Here is a 15,240-nt window from a genome sequence, read left to right on the forward strand (position 1 = left end):
CCCAAGGGCAATTTCCATTTTGATCTGCATGAATTGCAGAGTGTCAGCGGCCAAGTGATCGAAGTGGCGCCGGGGGACGGGCATACGGTGTACGTGCCAATACCGGTCGCAGTGGATTTGCGCTTTGGGTTGTTGATGCGGGATTTGCGTGTTGGTTGACTGGCGATTTTGTCTGGCACTCGCAGCATGGCCGTGATTTGCTGGTGAAGCCGATGCCGTCTTCGCGAGCAGGCTCGCTCCCACAGTGGATCTGTGTCGTACATACATCCATTGTGGGAGCGAGCCTGCTCGCGAAGAGGCCGGCCCACTCAATGAATAATCCAGACCTCAGCGCATATCATCCGACAACGGTGTCGGCTCGTCCGCCGGCGGTACATCGTCGTCATCCGGCGGATCCTTCCAGTCATCCGGTCGGTCGGCATCGCTCAGGGGATCGCGCCCCGGGTCCATGCCCGGCGGTGCGTCGTGATCGCTCAGGGTCGATTCGTCGGTGCCGGATACGGGGCGGGTCTGGTCGGTGGGCGCCATGCCACCGGGAACAAGCGAGTCATCAGCCATGCTGCACCTCACAATACTGGCCCGGATTATCCGGGGCGTATTGTTTGGAAGCGCGGCCGTCGGCGGCGTGCGATACGTCAGACCAGCGGCATCAGCCTTGGGCGATAAAGCGATCGCGACTGTTGGTCAAGTGCAGCCACATCGCAGCGCGGGCGGCATCGGCGTCCTGGCGCTTGATCGCATTCAAAATCGCCTCGTGTTCCAGATTGGCCAAGTGGCCGAGCTTGCTCAGATCCGCCGCGCCGCGCTCAGCGGCATTCAGGCGATTGCGCGGGATCATCGCACTGCCCAGGTGCTGCATGATCTCGCTGAAACAAGCGTTGCCGGTGGCCTCGGCGATCAGCAGATGAAAACGCCGATCGGCCTCCACGCAGCTGTCGTTGTTCGCCAGCAGCCGTTGATAGTCATCCAGCGCCTGACGCATCTGCTGCACCTGCTGCTCACTGCGCCGCTGCGCCGCCAGCGCCGCCGCTTGCGTCTCCAGGCCCATGCGCAATTCGAGAATGCTGCGCACGCCGAGCGCCGTATCGACGTTCAGGCGCAGGCCCTGCTCCGCTGCGCGCTCGATCACGAAAGTACCGATGCCATGGCGCGTCTCGACCAGCCCCGAGGCCTGCAACTTGGAGATCGCCTCGCGCACCACCGTGCGGCTGACGCCGTGCTCCTGAACGATGGAGTTCTCCGACGGTAGCTTGTCACCGGGCGACAGTTGTCCGAGCAGGATGCTCTGGGTGAGCTTTTCCACCAGGTCATGAGCGAGGTTGTGCGTGCGTTTGCGCGCGGGCGCGTCGAGGTCTTCTTGCATGATCGGTTCCGGTGATCGGGGCTTGCCGATCGTAGCACTGCGGGATGACGGTTGAGATGGGTTTTAGCAGTCGATGGGCCATCAACTTGTATGACAACACTCAATTACGTCGAATATTTTCGATAGCCAGCCATCACGCATCACCATTCATATCTCAAAAAGGCGCTGCGCTCGACTGGCGAAATACTCAATGAATACGAGCTAGAAACCGGTTTTCGCATAAAAAACCGAACAATCAGAAGAATTTGATCGCCCTCCCCACTTGTAGGACAAAAAATTACAGTTGTATGATGTCTAGCAACAACGCAGCACCAGTCCTACCCGCATAAAAATAATCAGTGGGAGAAACATCAGTGAAAACCTCCATCTCCGGGATGCAGGACAGCGTCGATCCGACGCTCGCCTCAGCCATCTCCAAAGTCAAACGCCACGTCCTGCCGCTCTTCGTGATCATGTTCATCGTCAATTACATTGACCGGGTGAACATCGGTTTCGTCCGCACGCACATGGAAACCGATCTGGGCATTGGTGCTGCCGCCTACGGCTTCGGCGCCGGGCTGTTCTTTATCGGTTACGCGCTGTTCGAAGTGCCTTCGAACATGCTTCTGCAAAAAGTCGGCGCACGCATCTGGCTGACCCGCATCATGTTCACCTGGGGCATAGTCGCGGCCTGCATGGCGTTTATCCAGAACGAAACCCACTTCTATATCCTGCGTTTCCTGCTTGGTGTCGCCGAGGCCGGTTTCTTTCCCGGGGTGATTTATTACTTCACCCGTTGGCTGCCCGGCGTCGAGCGTGGCAAGGCGATCGCGATTTTCCTCAGCGGCTCGGCCGTGGCCTCGCTGATCTCCGGCCCGCTGTCCGGTCTGCTCCTGCAGATCAATGGGCTGGGCATGCACGGCTGGCAATGGATGTACTTCATCGAGGGGATGTTCTCGGTGTGCCTGTGCGTCTTCGTCTGGTTCTGGCTGGACGCCAAACCCCACGACGCGAAATGGCTGAGCCGCGCCGAACAGAATGCGCTGGTCAGCGCCATCGACGACGAGCAAAAGGCCCGTGAAGCCGCGACGCCGATCCGGCCGTCGCTGGGCAAACTGCTCAAGGACCGGCAGATCATTCTGTTCTGCCTGATCTACTTCTTCATTCAGCTGACCATTTATGCGGCGACTTTCTGGCTGCCGAGCATCATCAAGAAGATGGGCGAACTCAGCGACGTGCAGGTCGGCCTGTTCAACTCGATTCCATGGTTGCTGTCGATCGTCGGCATGTACGCCTTCGCCTCGCTGTCGGCGAAGTGGAAACATCAACAAGCCTGGGTCGCCACTGCCCTGTTGATCGCCGCAGCGGGGATGTTCATGTCCACCACTGGCGGGCCGATCTTTGCCTTCGTCGCGATCTGCTTTGCGGCACTGGGTTTCAAATCCGCCTCGTCGCTGTTCTGGCCGATTCCCCAGGCTTATCTGGATGCACGCATCGCGGCGGCAGTGATCGCGCTGATCAATTCGGTGGGCAACCTCGGCGGCTTCGTCGCGCCGACCACCTTCGGCCTGCTGGAGCAACACACCGGCTCGATTCAGGGCGGCCTCTATGGTCTGGCCGCTACCTCGATCATCGCCGCAATCATCGTCTTCGCCGCACGCACCACGCCCAAACCCGCTGCTGAAAAGGCTGTGGCCGACGCCGCGCCGAAACACGCCTGACTACGTCTCGACAAGGAAAACAACAATGACTGTTCATGACACCGCCAAAGCTCCGATCATCACCGACATGCAAGTGATCCCGGTGGCCGGTCACGACGGCATGCTGCTCAACCTGAGCGGCGCCCACGGGCCGTTTTTCACCCGCAACATCGTCATCCTCAAGGACAACGCCGGCCACACCGGCGTCGGCGAAGTGCCAGGTGGCGAGCGCATTCGCCAGACCCTGGAAGACGCGCGCAATCTGGTGGTCGGCAGCCCCATCGGCACCTACCAGAAGATCCTCAACCAGGTGCGCCAGACCTTCGCCGACCGCGATGCCGGCGGCCGTGGCCTGCAAACATTCGACCTGCGCATCACCATTCACGCGGTCACCGGCCTGGAAGCCGCTCTCCTCGACCTGCTCGGCCAGCATCTGGACGTGCCGGTGGCGGCGCTGCTCGGTGAAGGTCAGCAACGCGATGAAGTGAAGATGCTCGGTTACCTGTTTTACGTTGGTGATCAACACGAAACCGATCTGGCCTATCGCAGCGAACCGGACGCCGACAACGACTGGTTCCGTGTGCGTCACGAGAAAGCCATGACCGCCGAAGCGGTCGTGCGCCTGGCCGAGGCGGCGCACGCCAAGTACGGTTTCAAGGATTTCAAACTCAAGGGCGGCGTGCTCAGCGGCGATGCCGAAATCGAAGCGGTCACGGCACTGGCCGAGCGCTTCCCTGAAGCGCGAATCACCCTCGACCCGAACGGCGCCTGGTCGCTGAAAGAGGCGATTCGTCTGTGCCGCGATCAGCACCACGTACTCGCCTACGCCGAAGACCCGTGCGGTGCGGAAAACGGTTATTCCGGGCGCGAAGTCATGGCTGAATTCCGCCGCGCCACCGGCCTGAAAACCGCGACCAACATGATCGCCACCGACTGGCGCGAAATGGGCCACGCGATTCAGTTGCAGTCAGTGGACATCCCGCTGGCCGACCCGCACTTCTGGACCATGCAGGGTTCGGTACGCGTCGCGCAGATGTGCCACGAGTGGGGCCTGACCTGGGGCTCGCATTCCAACAACCACTTCGATATCTCCCTGGCCATGTTCACCCACGTCGCCGCCGCCGCACCCGGCGAGATCACCGCCATCGACACCCACTGGATCTGGCAGGACGGTCAGCGCCTGACCAAGGCACCGTTGCAGATTGTCGATGGTCTCGTGCAGGTGCCGAAAAAACCCGGGCTGGGCGTGGAGCTGGACATGGATCAAGTGGCCAAGGCCCACGAACTGTACAAAGGCATGGGCCTCGGCGCGCGGGATGACAGCGTGGCGATGCAGTTCCTGATTCCGGGGTGGAAATTCGATAACAAGCGGCCGTGTCTGGTGCGGTAATCCAGCAGGCGCCGCTGATTTCAATTGTGGGAGTAGGAGCTGCCGAAGGCTGCGATCTTTTGATTCTGTTTTTAAGATCAAAAGATCGCAGCCTTCGGCAGCTCCTACAAATCGGTTTTCAGCTTGAGATCTGCAGCAGCCAGGTTTTGAACGCTTTCATCGCCACCGTTTCCGCTCGCGACTGCAACCGCGTCAGCCAGTAACTGCCGGTGGTGATCTCGATCGCAAACGGCTGGCAAATCGCATCAGCCGCCAGTTGCCGGGCGAACATCAGCGGCGGCGCCAACGCCACGCCGCCGCCCTGCAATGCGGCTTCCATCATTGCCAGCGACGAATCGAACACGATGCTTTGCGGTGGCGCGGCCTGCGTCGCCAGGCCCGCCGCGTGAAACCACTCCGGCCATTCATCAGTGCGATAGGAACGCAGCAAGGTCTGCTGCAACAGGTCCGCCGGCGCGTGCAGTTGCCGGGCAATCTCCGGCACGCACAATACCGACAATGGCGCATCGAGCAAGCGTGTCGCCTCAATGCCATGCCAGGCGCCAGCACCGAAACGAATGGCGTAATCCAGCCCTTCCGCCGCCACGTCAACCCGGTTGTTATTGGTCGACAGGCGTAAATCTATAAGCGGATGTTTCCCCCGAAAGTCCGCCAGCCTCGGCAACAGCCAGCCCACTGCAAATGTACCCACCGCGCCGACCGTCAACATGTCGCGATACTGCCCACCGGCCAGACGCTCGAGCATCTGCGCAATATGATCGAATGATGTGCTGAGTACCGGCAGCAAGGTTTCGCCTTCACTGGTCAGCATCAGCCCACGGGGCAGGCGTTTGAACAGGGTCAGGTTGAGTTGCGCTTCCAGGCTTTTGACCTGATGGCTGACCGCCGCTTGTGTCACGCACAACTCGACGGCAGCACGGGTAAAACTCAAATGACGTGCCGAAGCTTCAAATGCGCGCAGAGCGTTAAGCGGCAGTTGCGGTCGGATCATGGCCTATCCCAAATTTTTCTAATGGCTCGTGCGAGTTTTCATCGTTTGTCGAGGTCCGGCGAAGTGCCTAAATTAACCGCGCTGATCGGCCGTCCGATGAAAAATCACCCGCAGTGTAGCGGGATACAACAATCGACACTCATGGAGAGTGATTCAATCATGTGTTCCTTAGAACCGAGAAAGGTCTTTTCCTACAGCGCTTTCGCACTGTTCTTCGGCAGCGTTACCTGTCATGCCGCAACGCCGACGGATGCGCAATTGCAGGCACTGGTCAGCCAAGCAGTCACCCCGGTGATGCAGCAAAACAACATCCCGGGGCTGACCGTAGCGATCACGCTGAATGGCCAGGCGCATTACTTTAGCTACGGGGTCGCCGCTAAAGACACCGGGCAAAAGGTCAGCGAAAACACCCTCTTCGAAGTCGGCTCGGTGAGTAAAACCTTCACCGCCACCCTCGCCGGTTACGCCCAGGCCACAGGCAAACTCGACCTGTCGAGCAAGGCCAGCCAACTCTGGCCGGAGCTCAAGGGCAGCGCCTTCGACAACATCAGCGTGCTGCAACTGGGCACCTACACCGCCGGCGGACTGCCGTTGCAATTCCCCGCTGAGGCGGACTCTTCCGACAGGATGCTCGGCTATTACCAACAATGGAAACCGCAGTTTCCCGCCGGCAGCCATCGCCTGTATTCCAACCCGAGCCTGGGCCTGTTCGGCTACCTGACGGCGAAAAGCCTCGGCCAGCCGTTCGACCAGGCAATGACGCAAACCCTGCTGCCAAAACTCGGCTTGCAGCACACCTTCCTCAGCGTGCCGCCAGCGCAGTCGAAGCTTTACGCCCAAGGCTACGACAGCGCCGACCAACCGGTACGCGTCAGCCCCGGCGCCCTCGACGCCGAAGCCTACGGCATCAAAACCAGCGCCGCCGACCTGCTGCGTTACGTCCAGGCACAGCTGCAACCGGCCAGCCTTGCGCCTGATCTGCACCAAGCCATCGCCAACACCCACATCGGTTATTACCGCGTCGGCGACATGACCCAAGGCCTCGGTTGGGAACGCTACGCCTACCCGATCAGCCTGGAAAAACTGCAAAACGGCAACTCGACCCCCATGGCCATGGAGCCGCACAAAGTCGAGTGGCTGACCCCACCGCAAGCTGAACCGGCCAATGTGCTGTTCAACAAAAGCGGATCGACGCGGGGCTTCGGCGCGTATGTGGCGTTCGTGCCGTCGCGAGACATGGGCATCGTGATTCTGGCCAACAAGAACTACCCGAATGCCGAACGGGTGAAGATTGCGCATACGGTTTTCGCGGCGTTGGCGGATTAGGAGTGAGAGATCGTCCGATCGCGGCCCGAGCCTGCGGCAGCTTCTACAGGATCGGGTTTTCACTCGGTTAACGTTGGAGGTGTCGCAGACTGCAACAACTTTCGATCAGAAGATGACTTGTGGGAGCGAGCCTGCTCGCGAATGCGCTCGATCAGTCACCTTTCAGCGCCTGAAAAACCGCTTTCGCGAGCAGGCTCGCTCCCACATTTGAACTATGAATTTCACAAAAAAATGTGGGAGCTGGTTTGCCAACTCCCACAGGAATTTTGCTTCATTCAGTCAACGCGCAATCAATCATCCGGCATCTGCGGCGGTTTGCTCGGTTTCGCCGGTTTGCCGCCCTTCGCGCCTTTGGCCGGTTCCGGCTCGGTGGCGGCAGGCGTTTGTGCGGCGGCGGCCGCAGCGGCGGCTTCTTTTTCGGCCATGGGCATGGCGTCGATGGTTTCGAAGATTTTCGCCAGGCTCAATGCCTTGGCTTCATCACCCGAGGCGGAAAGCTTGGTTTCGCCGTCCTTGCCCACCAAGAACACTTTTGGATAAGCCCCCGCGCCGAGCTTCAGCGAACGCAGCAGGGCCATGGTGTCCTGCTGGCCCATGTCCTTGCCGTCGAGCTGGCCGGACATGCTGAGGATGGTGTAGACCTTGATGTTGCGGTCGGTGACGCCCTTTTTGTTGGCCGGGTCTTCCAGTGACTTTTTCAGGCTCAGCCACACCGGGTCGACGGTGCTTTGCGCAATCACGATCAGCGGGCGGGCGCGGCCCACGTCCCCGGCCAGGGGTGAATCGCTGTCGGCGGCGAACAGGGGGCCAGCGATTGCCAGCAAGAGGGTCAGGGTCAGGGACCTGATGAGCATGCGCATCTCCTTTTGATATCCACGCACTACTGATTGCGCATCGTGGCGATTGTTCCGGCGTTGTCTGGCAAAAAGGCATTGCCCTGTCAGAAGCTTAGGTCAGGGAGAACTTTGCGCAACATGACGCAAGCGATCATCGGCACATCCCTACGGCCGCTGCATTGGAAGTGTTTGCTCCAGGCTGACTCAGAACGCCAACTTATAACCAATCAACACCAGCATCGTCGCCAGGCACGGGCGCAGGACTTCGTCGGAGATGCGTCCGGTCAGGTGGCTGCCGAGCCAGATGCCGGGCAGCGAGCCCATCAGCAGGAAGCCCAGCACGCCCCAGTCCATGTTGCCCATGCTTGCGTGGCCGAGGCCGGCAACGAGGGTCAGGGGTACGGCGTGGGCGATTTCGGTGCCGACCAGGCGGCGGGTTGGCAGTAGCGGGTAGAGGATGAACAAGGCGACGGTGCCCAGTGCGCCGGCGCCGATCGAGGTCAGGGCGACCATGGTGCCGAGGATCAGACCGGTGATCACCGTCATGATATTCAGGCGCGAACCGCTCGGGTTGTAGTTGCCACCCGCGCGTTTGTGGGCGAATTCGAGCAAGCGTTTCTTGAAGAAGATTGCCAGGGCGGTGGCGAAGAGGACGAAGCCGAGCGCCTGTTTGATGATGGCGTTCATCGCGTCCGGCGCGGTGTGGAGAGTGCTGAGGAACCACAGGGTCATGGCCACGGCCGGCACACTGCCGAGGGTCAGCCAGCCGGTGATGGCCCAGTCGATGTTCTTGTTCTTCCTGTGAACGAGGACGCCGCTGGATTTGGTGATCGCGGCGTACAGCAGGTCGGTACCTACCGCCGTCGCCGGGTTGATGCCGAACCACAGCAGGATCGGCGTCATCAACGAACCGCCGCCGACACCGGTCATGCCTACGATAAAGCCCACCACCAGCCCGGCAATCACCAGGCCGAAATTTGCCAATTCCATTCAAACGTCCAGAAAACGACAGGAAAATCTGGCCCGCAGCATAGCGATTTTTCTTATAACCACATATATCGATGCGGTCTATCGTTATGCCATATCGAACTCACTGCAGATCCCTGTGGGAGCGAGCCTGCTCGGAAAGGCGGTGGGTCAGCATCCGATGATTTGAATGATCCGGCGCTTTCGCGGGCAGGCTCGCTCCCACAGTGGTCTGCAAGGCTCACTGCACCGGCAGGAAATTCAAGAACAGCAGACTCTGCGCGTAATTCAGGCCGATCCTGCGATAACGCTCATCGAGCATCTGCGTGAGCAGATCCAGGCGCGCGACGATTTTGCTGAATTCGGTGGCGAAGCTGAGGTTGCTGCCCTCCTCCGAGATTTCGTTGGAGAACAGCAACGGCTGGCCTTCCTTGTTTTGTCGTTGCGACAAAATCCACATGGCTTTTTCGATGTTGCGCGCGGCGTTGTGCACGAACGTCGGGTTGATCGCGTCGGTCATGTAGAACTCGGTGCGATTGCCGTGGGCGGTGACCAGCATGCTGCCGATCGCATAGATGAACGCGCCGACGCGGTCGCCGAGGAATTCCGGGCTCATCGCATAGCTCAGCGCCGCCAGGTCCTTGCGCCCGCCCAGCACGGGCAACGGCTGCTGTTGCTCGACAGCGAGACGCACTTGCTTCACCGCAGCATTGACAGTGAGGAAGCCGGATTTGCGCAGCTCTTCCGGGTTGCGCAAGTAGAGCTTGCCCATCAATCGATAGAGGCTGTCGAGGTTGTCGCGCATCGCCAGGGTGGCCATGCGGTCGACGCTGGTCTGCAGAAATTCCTGCGGCTGCCCTTCACGCATCTGATTGAAGAATCCGTTGCCGTTCTGGTGGCTGCAGCCGCTGAGCAACAGCGACAACAGGCAGGCCAATAGCAGGCACGGGCGGCGGTGAGTGGCGGTGATCAGGGCAAAAACACTCGGCATGAAGTCTCGGACAGGCACATTCCTGTGCGGCGGGAGTCACCGCATCCTGGCCATGCATAGAGCCGCCGATTGCGAAAAAGTGCAGTGCCTGAGCAGTTAGCCGACCTTCGGCGATAGGCGATCCGTCAATTAGTCGGACTTTATATTTGCCAATACATGTAAATCCGCTATAAATCCTGTTCAGCCCCACAAATAGCATGACTAGTTATGTGTAGGAGCTGCCGAAGGCTGCGATCTTTTGATCTTGCTTTCAAAAATCACAATCAAAAGATCGCAGCCTGCGGCAGCTCCTACAGGGGACCGCGGTGTTTAAAACAACAACAAAAAGGAAGGTCAACCATGCTTCAATCCCGTCACCTGCTCTCCGGCCTCGGACTGTCCCTGATGATCGCTACCCTTTCCGCCAACGCGGCGGGCCTGACCGCCGAACACAAAGCCTTCGGCAAAACCAATGACGGCACGCCTGTCGAACAGTACATCCTGCGCAACAGCCACGGCATGCAAGCCACCGTCATCACCTACGGCGCGACCCTGCAAGCGCTGAAAGTTGCTGACAAACACGGCAAGTTCGACGACATCGTCTTGGGTTTTGACGATGTGCAGGGCTATCAGAAAGGCACCGCGTACTTCGGCGCGACCATCGGCCGCTTCGGCAACCGTTTGGCCGAAGGTGCTTTCGAACTCGATGGCAAACGCTATCAAGTGCCGCAGAACGACAAATCCAACGCGCTGCACGGCGGCCCCGAAGGTTTCGACAAGAAAGTCTGGAAGGCCAAGGAAACCAAGGACAAGGATTCGGTTGGCGTAACCCTGACCTACTTCTCGGCCGACGGCGAGATGGGCTTCCCAGGCAATCTGACCACCGAAGTCACCTATCGCCTGACCGACAACAACGAACTGCGCATCGACTACAAGGCCAGCACCGACAAACCGACCGTGCTCAACCTGACCAACCACAGTTACTTCAACCTGGCCGGCGCCGGCAATGGCGATATTCTCAAGCAAGTCGCCATGATCAACTCCAGCCATTACACGCCGGTCACCGCGAAGCTGATCCCGACCGGCGAGTTGGCGCCTGTGGCCGGTACGCCGATGGACTTCAGCAAACCGACGGCGATCGGCACGCACATCAAGGCTGATCATCCGCAGCTGAAATTCGCCGAGCCGAAACAGGGCGGCTTCGATTTCAACTGGGCGCTGGACACCAAGGGCGATGTCAGCAAGCTCGCCACCGAAGTCAGCGATCCGCAATCCGGACGCGTCCTGCAACTGTTCACCAGCGAGCCGGGCGTGCAGTTCTACACCAGCAACTTCCTTGACGGCACGGTCAAGGGCAAGGGCGGCAAGGTTTATCCACACTGGGGCGCGTTCACCCTCGAGACCCAGCACTACCCGGACTCGCCGAACCAGCCAGACTTCCCGAGCACGCGGCTTGATCCGGGGCAGACCTATGCCCACAGCGTGATCCTGAAGTTCTCCGCCAAGTAACCTGCCATGCACCCCCTGTGGCGAGGGGATTCATCCCCGTTGGGATGCGAAGCGGCCCCAAAAACCTGCAATAGAACGCTGTCTGATACAACGCGTGTTGCAGGATCGGGGCTGCTTCGCAGCCCAGCGGGGATAAATCCCCTCGCCACAAATCCCCTCACCACAAGATTCCCTGACCACAATTGATCCGGTTTCATCCTTGACTCCCCCTTCCTTCCGGGAACCCTTGCTCTCTCCTGCTGCCCACTAAAGATATCGACTCTTTAAGGCAGGAGGTTTGAATGCGTACCCTTGAGTTGGCCGGCGTGCAGGTTCCCGTAATTGGTCAGGGCACCTGGCGCATGGGTGAGGATCGTTCGGCGCGCAGCCGTGAAGTGGCGGCGCTGCGCAGCGGCATCGAGCTGGGCATGAGCCTGATCGATACCGCTGAGATGTACGCCGAGGGCGGTGCCGAAACGGTGGTCGGCGAAGCCATCGCCGGTCTGCGCGATCAAGTCTTTCTGGTCAGCAAGGTCTACCCGCACAACGCCAGCCGCCAGGGCATCCCGCAAGCCTGCGAGCGCAGTTTGCGTCGGCTCGGCACCGACTACATTGATCTGTATCTGCTGCACTGGCGCGGTCAGTATCCGCTGGAGGAAACCGTCGAAGCCTTCGAACGCCTGCGCGAGGACGGCAAAATCGGCCGTTGGGGTGTGTCGAATTTCGATGTCGACGACCTCGAAGAACTCTCCAGCTCGGCCTGCGCCACCAATCAGGTGCTTTACAACCTCGAGGAGCGCGGCATCGAATTCGATTTGCTGCCGTGGTGCCAGCATCAGCGCCTGCCGTTGATGGCTTACTGTCCGATCGGCCAGGGCGGCGCGATGCTCGCCGAGCCGGTTCTGCAAGACATTGCCAGCCGTCACAACGCCACCCCGGCGCAGATTTCCCTGGCGTGGCTCCTGCGCCAGGACGGTGTGATTGCGATTCCCAAGGCTGTGCGCCCCGAGCATGTGCAACTCAATGCCGAGGCGGCGCAGTTGCAACTGGACGCCGGGGATCTGGCGGCGCTGGACAAAGTGTTCCCGGCGCCTCAACGCAAGCAGCGGCTGGCCATGGTCTGAGCTGCCGACCGCGAGGGCTTCGCCATGAGAAGCACAGATCTGCACGACCCGTACAACCTGCAACGTTTTGTCCAGGCACAGGACCCGGTGTTCGAACGGGTCCAGCGTGAACTCGAGACGGGCCGCAAGCGCAGCCACTGGATGTGGTTCGTCTTCCCGCAGTTCGCCGGATTGGGCGGCAGCGAAATGGCCCGCCGCTTTGCGATTGGTTCAGCCGAAGAAGCCCAGGCCTATCTGGCCCACGACCTGCTCGGGGCGCGGCTACGCACCTGCACGCAACTGGTGCTGAATGTGCCGCAGCGCTCGATTGCAGAAATGTTTGGCCATCCCGATGACTTGAAATTTCATTCTTCGATGACCCTGTTCGCCCAGTTCAGCGCCGAGGACAGTCTGTTCCATCAGGCGCTGGAGCGGTACTTCCACGGCATTCTCGATGAATGGACGCTGCAACTGCTCGATTCAAAACAGGCCCAGTTGCCCACCGATCAGGGTTGAGAAGTCGTCGTCGACAAACGGCAGAATCGCGTCCGCCACCGGTTGCAGCTGTCGCGTGATGTAGTGGTCGTAGTCGATGGCGGCGCGGCGTACTTCCAGCGGCTCCGGGCCGGCCAGGGTGATGACGTAGCTGATCCAGCCGCCGTTCTGATACTGCCGGGGCCGCCCCTGCTCGGCGTTGTATTCGTCGGCCAGCCGCGCCGCGCGTACATGCGGCGGTACGTTGCGTTCGTAATCGTCGAGGGTGCGGCGCAGACGTTTGCGGTAGATCAGCCGATCGTCGAACTCGCCGGCGAGGGTCTTGCGCACGTAATCGCGGACGTAATCCTGGTACGGCTTGCGCTGAAAAATCCGCTCATACAGCTCCTGCTGAAATTGCCGGGCCAGCAGCGACCAGTCGGTGCGCACGGTTTCCAGGCCCTTGTAGACCATTTCCTCGCTGCCATCGGCGCGGGTGACGAGGCCGGCGTAGCGCTTCTTGCTGCCCTCCTCCGCGCCGCGAATCGTCGGCATCAGGAAGCGCTTGTAGTGAATCTCGAACTGTAATTCCAGCGCGCTTTCCAGCCCGTATTCCTCGCACACATGGGCGCGCCACCAATCGTTGACGTGCTTGACCAGCGCATGGCCGATCTGCGCTGCTTCTTCCTGACCATGCAGACTGCGCAGCCAGACGAAGGTTGAATCGGTGTCGCCGTAAATGACGGCGTGGCCCTGCTCTTCGATCAACTGGCGAGTGCGCAACATGATTTCGTGGCCGCGCAAGGTGATCGACGAGGCCAGCCGGGTATCGAAAAAACGGCAACCGCTGGAGCCGAGCACACCGTAGAAGGCGTTCATGATGATTTTCAGCGCCTGGGACAGCGGCGCGTTGTGCTCGCGCTTGGCGGTTTCGCGCCCTTCGGCCACTCGCGCCACGATGGACGGCAGGCAATGGCGGGTGCGCGAGAAGCGTGCGCCACGAAAACCCGCTACCGAGTCAGCGTCGTCCGGGTGTTGCAGGCCCTCGATCAAGCCCACCGGGTCGATCAGAAAGGTGCGAATGATCGACGGGTAGAGGCTTTTGTAATCGAGCACCAACACCGATTCGTAAAGCCCCGGCCGTGAATCCATGACAAACCCGCCGGGGCTGGCCTGCGGTGGATTGGTGCCCAGATTGGGTGCAACGAAGCCCTGGCGGTGCATCAACGGCATGTACAAATGGGTGAACGCGGCGACCGAACCGCCGCTGCGGTCGGCCGGCAAACCGGTGACGCTGGCGCGTTCAAGCAAAAACGTCAGCAGTTCGGTCTTGGCGAAGATCCGCGTGACCAGCTCGCAGTCCTTGAGGTTGTATTTGGCCAGCGCCGGTTTGTCCTCGGCGAACATGCGGTTGATCTCGTCCATGCGCTGGTACGGATTGTTGATCGCCTTGCCTTCGCCGAGCAGGGTCTGCGCGACGTTTTCCAGGCTGAACGAGGGAAAACTCCAGGTCGCCGAACGCAACGACTCGATGCCATCGATGATCAGCCGCCCCGCTGCAGAGGCGAAGTAGTGATTGCGGCTACCGTGCTCGCGCCACTGCATTTCTTCGCCGCCACGACCGATCTTCAGCGGCACGCCGAGACGCCGGGCGTGTTCGTGAAGGATGCGCAGGTCGAACTGCACAACGTTCCAGCCAATGATCGCGTCGGGGTCGTGGCGGGCGAACCAGTCGTTGAGCTTCTTCAGAATGAGCGTGCGCGAATCGCAGTATTCAAGGTCGAAATCGACAATGCTGGCATCGCCATTCGGCGTGCCGAGCATGTACACCTGGCGCTCGCCACAGCCTTCCAGCGCGATGGAATACAGCTCGCCGTTTTCAGTGGTCTCAATGTCGAGCGAGACCAGGCGCAGCTTCGGCCGGTAATCGGGGTCGGGTTTCAGCTGGGCGTTGATCAGTACGCCGTCAGCATCCGGGGTGCCGCCAAACAGCACCGGCGCGGTGATGAAGCGCTCCATCAGATAGCGTTCCGGCGGGCGCACGTCGGCTTCAAAGACGTCGACGCCGGCGCGGTTGAGCGCGGTTTCGAGGCGCATCAACTGGCCGTGCTGCTGGCAATACAGACCGAGCACCGGACGATGCTGAAAATCGAGCAAGGCCAACGGTCGCAGCTCTACATTCTTTTCATCGTGCAGCAGACGCTCGGCCGCTTCTCGCTGTGCGGCGGGAATAAACGCGACCGACGGCTGATGCGCCAGACGCACGCGGCGCGGCCCGGCGTCCGTTGCCAGCCAGAACTCGACTTCGGTGCCGGCAGGCGTATCGCGCCAATGCCGGGTCAGGACGAAGCCCTGCTGTAAATCCACCACTGCGACCTCAACGTTTCAATCAGAACGCCATTCTACGCAGGATCTGTGGCGAGGGATTTATCTGTGGCAAGCGGGATTTATCTGTGGCGAGGGGATTTATCCCCGTTGGCCTGCGCAGCAGGCCCTTTCATTTAAAGCGGGGCCGCTTCGCGGCCAGCGTGGATAAATCCCCTCGCCACAGATGCATCATTCACCGATACAAAGATGCTTCATTCACCGATACAAAGAAGTTTTTTCCGGCAAATGGCGTTTTTTGCACGCTAACTGCCGCTTTGCCACCTTGC

Annotated in this window: 13 protein-coding genes and 1 pseudogene; 7 read left to right on the forward strand and 7 right to left on the reverse strand. The window is 60.3% G+C overall.

Annotated elements, in window-relative coordinates; genetic code table 11:
- Positions 1-159 (forward strand): annotated as a pseudogene (locus D6877_RS30050) (U32 family peptidase C-terminal domain-containing protein); the annotation flags it as partial.
- Positions 160-327: 168 nt separating this feature from the next.
- On the opposite strand, the gene D6877_RS24455 reads toward D6877_RS30050, so the two are convergent.
- The gene (locus D6877_RS24455) at positions 328-558 is read right to left on the reverse strand and encodes a hypothetical protein (protein ID WP_130912367.1); all 231 of its coding nucleotides are present in this window, start codon (positions 556-558) and stop codon (positions 328-330) included.
- 91 nt (positions 559-649) lie between these two features.
- Positions 650-1,363 (reverse strand): FadR/GntR family transcriptional regulator, encoded by a 714-nt coding sequence (locus D6877_RS24460; protein ID WP_016775357.1) that lies wholly within the window; start codon positions 1,361-1,363, stop codon positions 650-652.
- 353 nt (positions 1,364-1,716) lie between these two features.
- Here D6877_RS24460 and D6877_RS24465 point away from each other — a divergent pair, with 353 nt between their 5' ends.
- Together D6877_RS24465 and gudD are read left to right on the forward strand one after the other, a co-directional pair.
- Positions 1,717-3,063, forward strand: a complete 1,347-nt coding sequence (locus D6877_RS24465; protein WP_130912368.1) for an MFS transporter — start codon at positions 1,717-1,719, stop codon at positions 3,061-3,063.
- 25 nt (positions 3,064-3,088) lie between these two features.
- Positions 3,089-4,432, forward strand: coding sequence for a glucarate dehydratase (gene gudD / locus D6877_RS24470; protein WP_024013479.1), 1,344 nt, complete (start codon positions 3,089-3,091; stop codon positions 4,430-4,432).
- A 118-nt stretch (positions 4,433-4,550) separates the two neighbouring features.
- On the opposite strand, the gene D6877_RS24475 is transcribed toward gudD, so the two are convergent.
- Entirely contained in the window at positions 4,551-5,423 is an 873-nt protein-coding gene (locus D6877_RS24475; RefSeq protein ID WP_130912369.1) for a LysR family transcriptional regulator, read from the reverse strand.
- A 159-nt stretch (positions 5,424-5,582) separates the two neighbouring features.
- Between D6877_RS24475 and ampC the strand changes: the two genes are divergently transcribed.
- Positions 5,583-6,749, forward strand: a complete 1,167-nt coding sequence (gene ampC / locus D6877_RS24480) for a class C beta-lactamase (protein ID WP_130912370.1) — start codon at positions 5,583-5,585, stop codon at positions 6,747-6,749.
- Positions 6,750-7,039: 290 nt separating this feature from the next.
- On the opposite strand, the gene D6877_RS24485 is transcribed toward ampC, so the two are convergent.
- The 3 genes from D6877_RS24485 to D6877_RS24495 form a co-directional block, all read right to left on the reverse strand.
- Positions 7,040-7,603: a DUF4174 domain-containing protein gene (locus tag D6877_RS24485; protein ID WP_130912371.1), complete on the reverse strand. Its 564-nt coding sequence runs from the start codon at positions 7,601-7,603 to the stop codon at positions 7,040-7,042.
- A 186-nt stretch (positions 7,604-7,789) separates the two neighbouring features.
- The gene (locus tag D6877_RS24490) at positions 7,790-8,575 is read right to left on the reverse strand and encodes a sulfite exporter TauE/SafE family protein (protein WP_039763409.1); all 786 of its coding nucleotides are present in this window, start codon (positions 8,573-8,575) and stop codon (positions 7,790-7,792) included.
- Positions 8,576-8,792: 217 nt separating this feature from the next.
- Positions 8,793-9,542, reverse strand: coding sequence for a hypothetical protein (locus D6877_RS24495; protein ID WP_130912372.1), 750 nt, complete (start codon positions 9,540-9,542; stop codon positions 8,793-8,795).
- 339 nt (positions 9,543-9,881) lie between these two features.
- On the opposite strand from D6877_RS24495, the gene D6877_RS24500 reads away from it, so the two are divergent.
- The 3 genes from D6877_RS24500 to D6877_RS24510 all read left to right on the forward strand — a co-directional run bounded on the left by D6877_RS24500 (position 9,882) and on the right by D6877_RS24510 (position 12,628).
- Positions 9,882-11,030: an aldose epimerase family protein gene (locus D6877_RS24500; RefSeq protein ID WP_130912373.1), complete on the forward strand. Its 1,149-nt coding sequence runs from the start codon at positions 9,882-9,884 to the stop codon at positions 11,028-11,030.
- Positions 11,031-11,311: 281 nt separating this feature from the next.
- Positions 11,312-12,133: an aldo/keto reductase gene (locus D6877_RS24505; protein WP_130912374.1), complete on the forward strand. Its 822-nt coding sequence runs from the start codon at positions 11,312-11,314 to the stop codon at positions 12,131-12,133.
- A gap of 24 nt (positions 12,134-12,157) precedes the next feature.
- Positions 12,158-12,628, forward strand: coding sequence for a DUF1810 domain-containing protein (locus D6877_RS24510; RefSeq protein ID WP_122508141.1), 471 nt, complete (start codon positions 12,158-12,160; stop codon positions 12,626-12,628).
- On the opposite strand, the gene D6877_RS24515 is transcribed toward D6877_RS24510, so the two are convergent.
- Positions 12,593-14,953 carry a DNA polymerase II gene (locus D6877_RS24515; RefSeq protein WP_178083746.1) on the reverse strand — a complete coding sequence of 787 codons (2,361 nt, stop codon included), beginning with the start codon at positions 14,951-14,953 and terminating at the stop codon, positions 12,593-12,595. The genes D6877_RS24510 and D6877_RS24515 overlap by 36 nt on opposite strands.
- Positions 14,954-15,240 lie beyond the last annotated feature (287 nt).

Source organism: Pseudomonas sp. Sample_9 (genome assembly GCF_004307535.1).
GTDB classification, from domain to species: Bacteria; Pseudomonadota; Gammaproteobacteria; order Pseudomonadales; family Pseudomonadaceae; genus Aquipseudomonas; species Aquipseudomonas mercuritolerans.

Coding starts and splice junctions, on each gene's coding strand:
- D6877_RS24455 (WP_130912367.1), bottom strand. CDS start 558: ATGGCTGATGACTCGCTTGTTCCCGGTGGCATGGCGCCCACCGACCAG.
- D6877_RS24460 (WP_016775357.1), bottom strand. CDS start 1,363: ATGCAAGAAGACCTCGACGCGCCCGCGCGCAAACGCACGCACAACCTC.
- gudD (WP_024013479.1), top strand. CDS start 3,089: ATGACTGTTCATGACACCGCCAAAGCTCCGATCATCACCGACATGCAA.
- D6877_RS24475 (WP_130912369.1), bottom strand. CDS start 5,423: ATGATCCGACCGCAACTGCCGCTTAACGCTCTGCGCGCATTTGAAGCT.
- ampC (WP_130912370.1), top strand. CDS start 5,583: ATGTGTTCCTTAGAACCGAGAAAGGTCTTTTCCTACAGCGCTTTCGCA.
- D6877_RS24485 (WP_130912371.1), bottom strand. CDS start 7,603: ATGCTCATCAGGTCCCTGACCCTGACCCTCTTGCTGGCAATCGCTGGC.
- D6877_RS24490 (WP_039763409.1), bottom strand. CDS start 8,575: ATGGAATTGGCAAATTTCGGCCTGGTGATTGCCGGGCTGGTGGTGGGC.
- D6877_RS24495 (WP_130912372.1), bottom strand. CDS start 9,542: ATGCCGAGTGTTTTTGCCCTGATCACCGCCACTCACCGCCGCCCGTGC.
- D6877_RS24500 (WP_130912373.1), top strand. CDS start 9,882: ATGCTTCAATCCCGTCACCTGCTCTCCGGCCTCGGACTGTCCCTGATG.
- D6877_RS24505 (WP_130912374.1), top strand. CDS start 11,312: ATGCGTACCCTTGAGTTGGCCGGCGTGCAGGTTCCCGTAATTGGTCAG.
- D6877_RS24510 (WP_122508141.1), top strand. CDS start 12,158: ATGAGAAGCACAGATCTGCACGACCCGTACAACCTGCAACGTTTTGTC.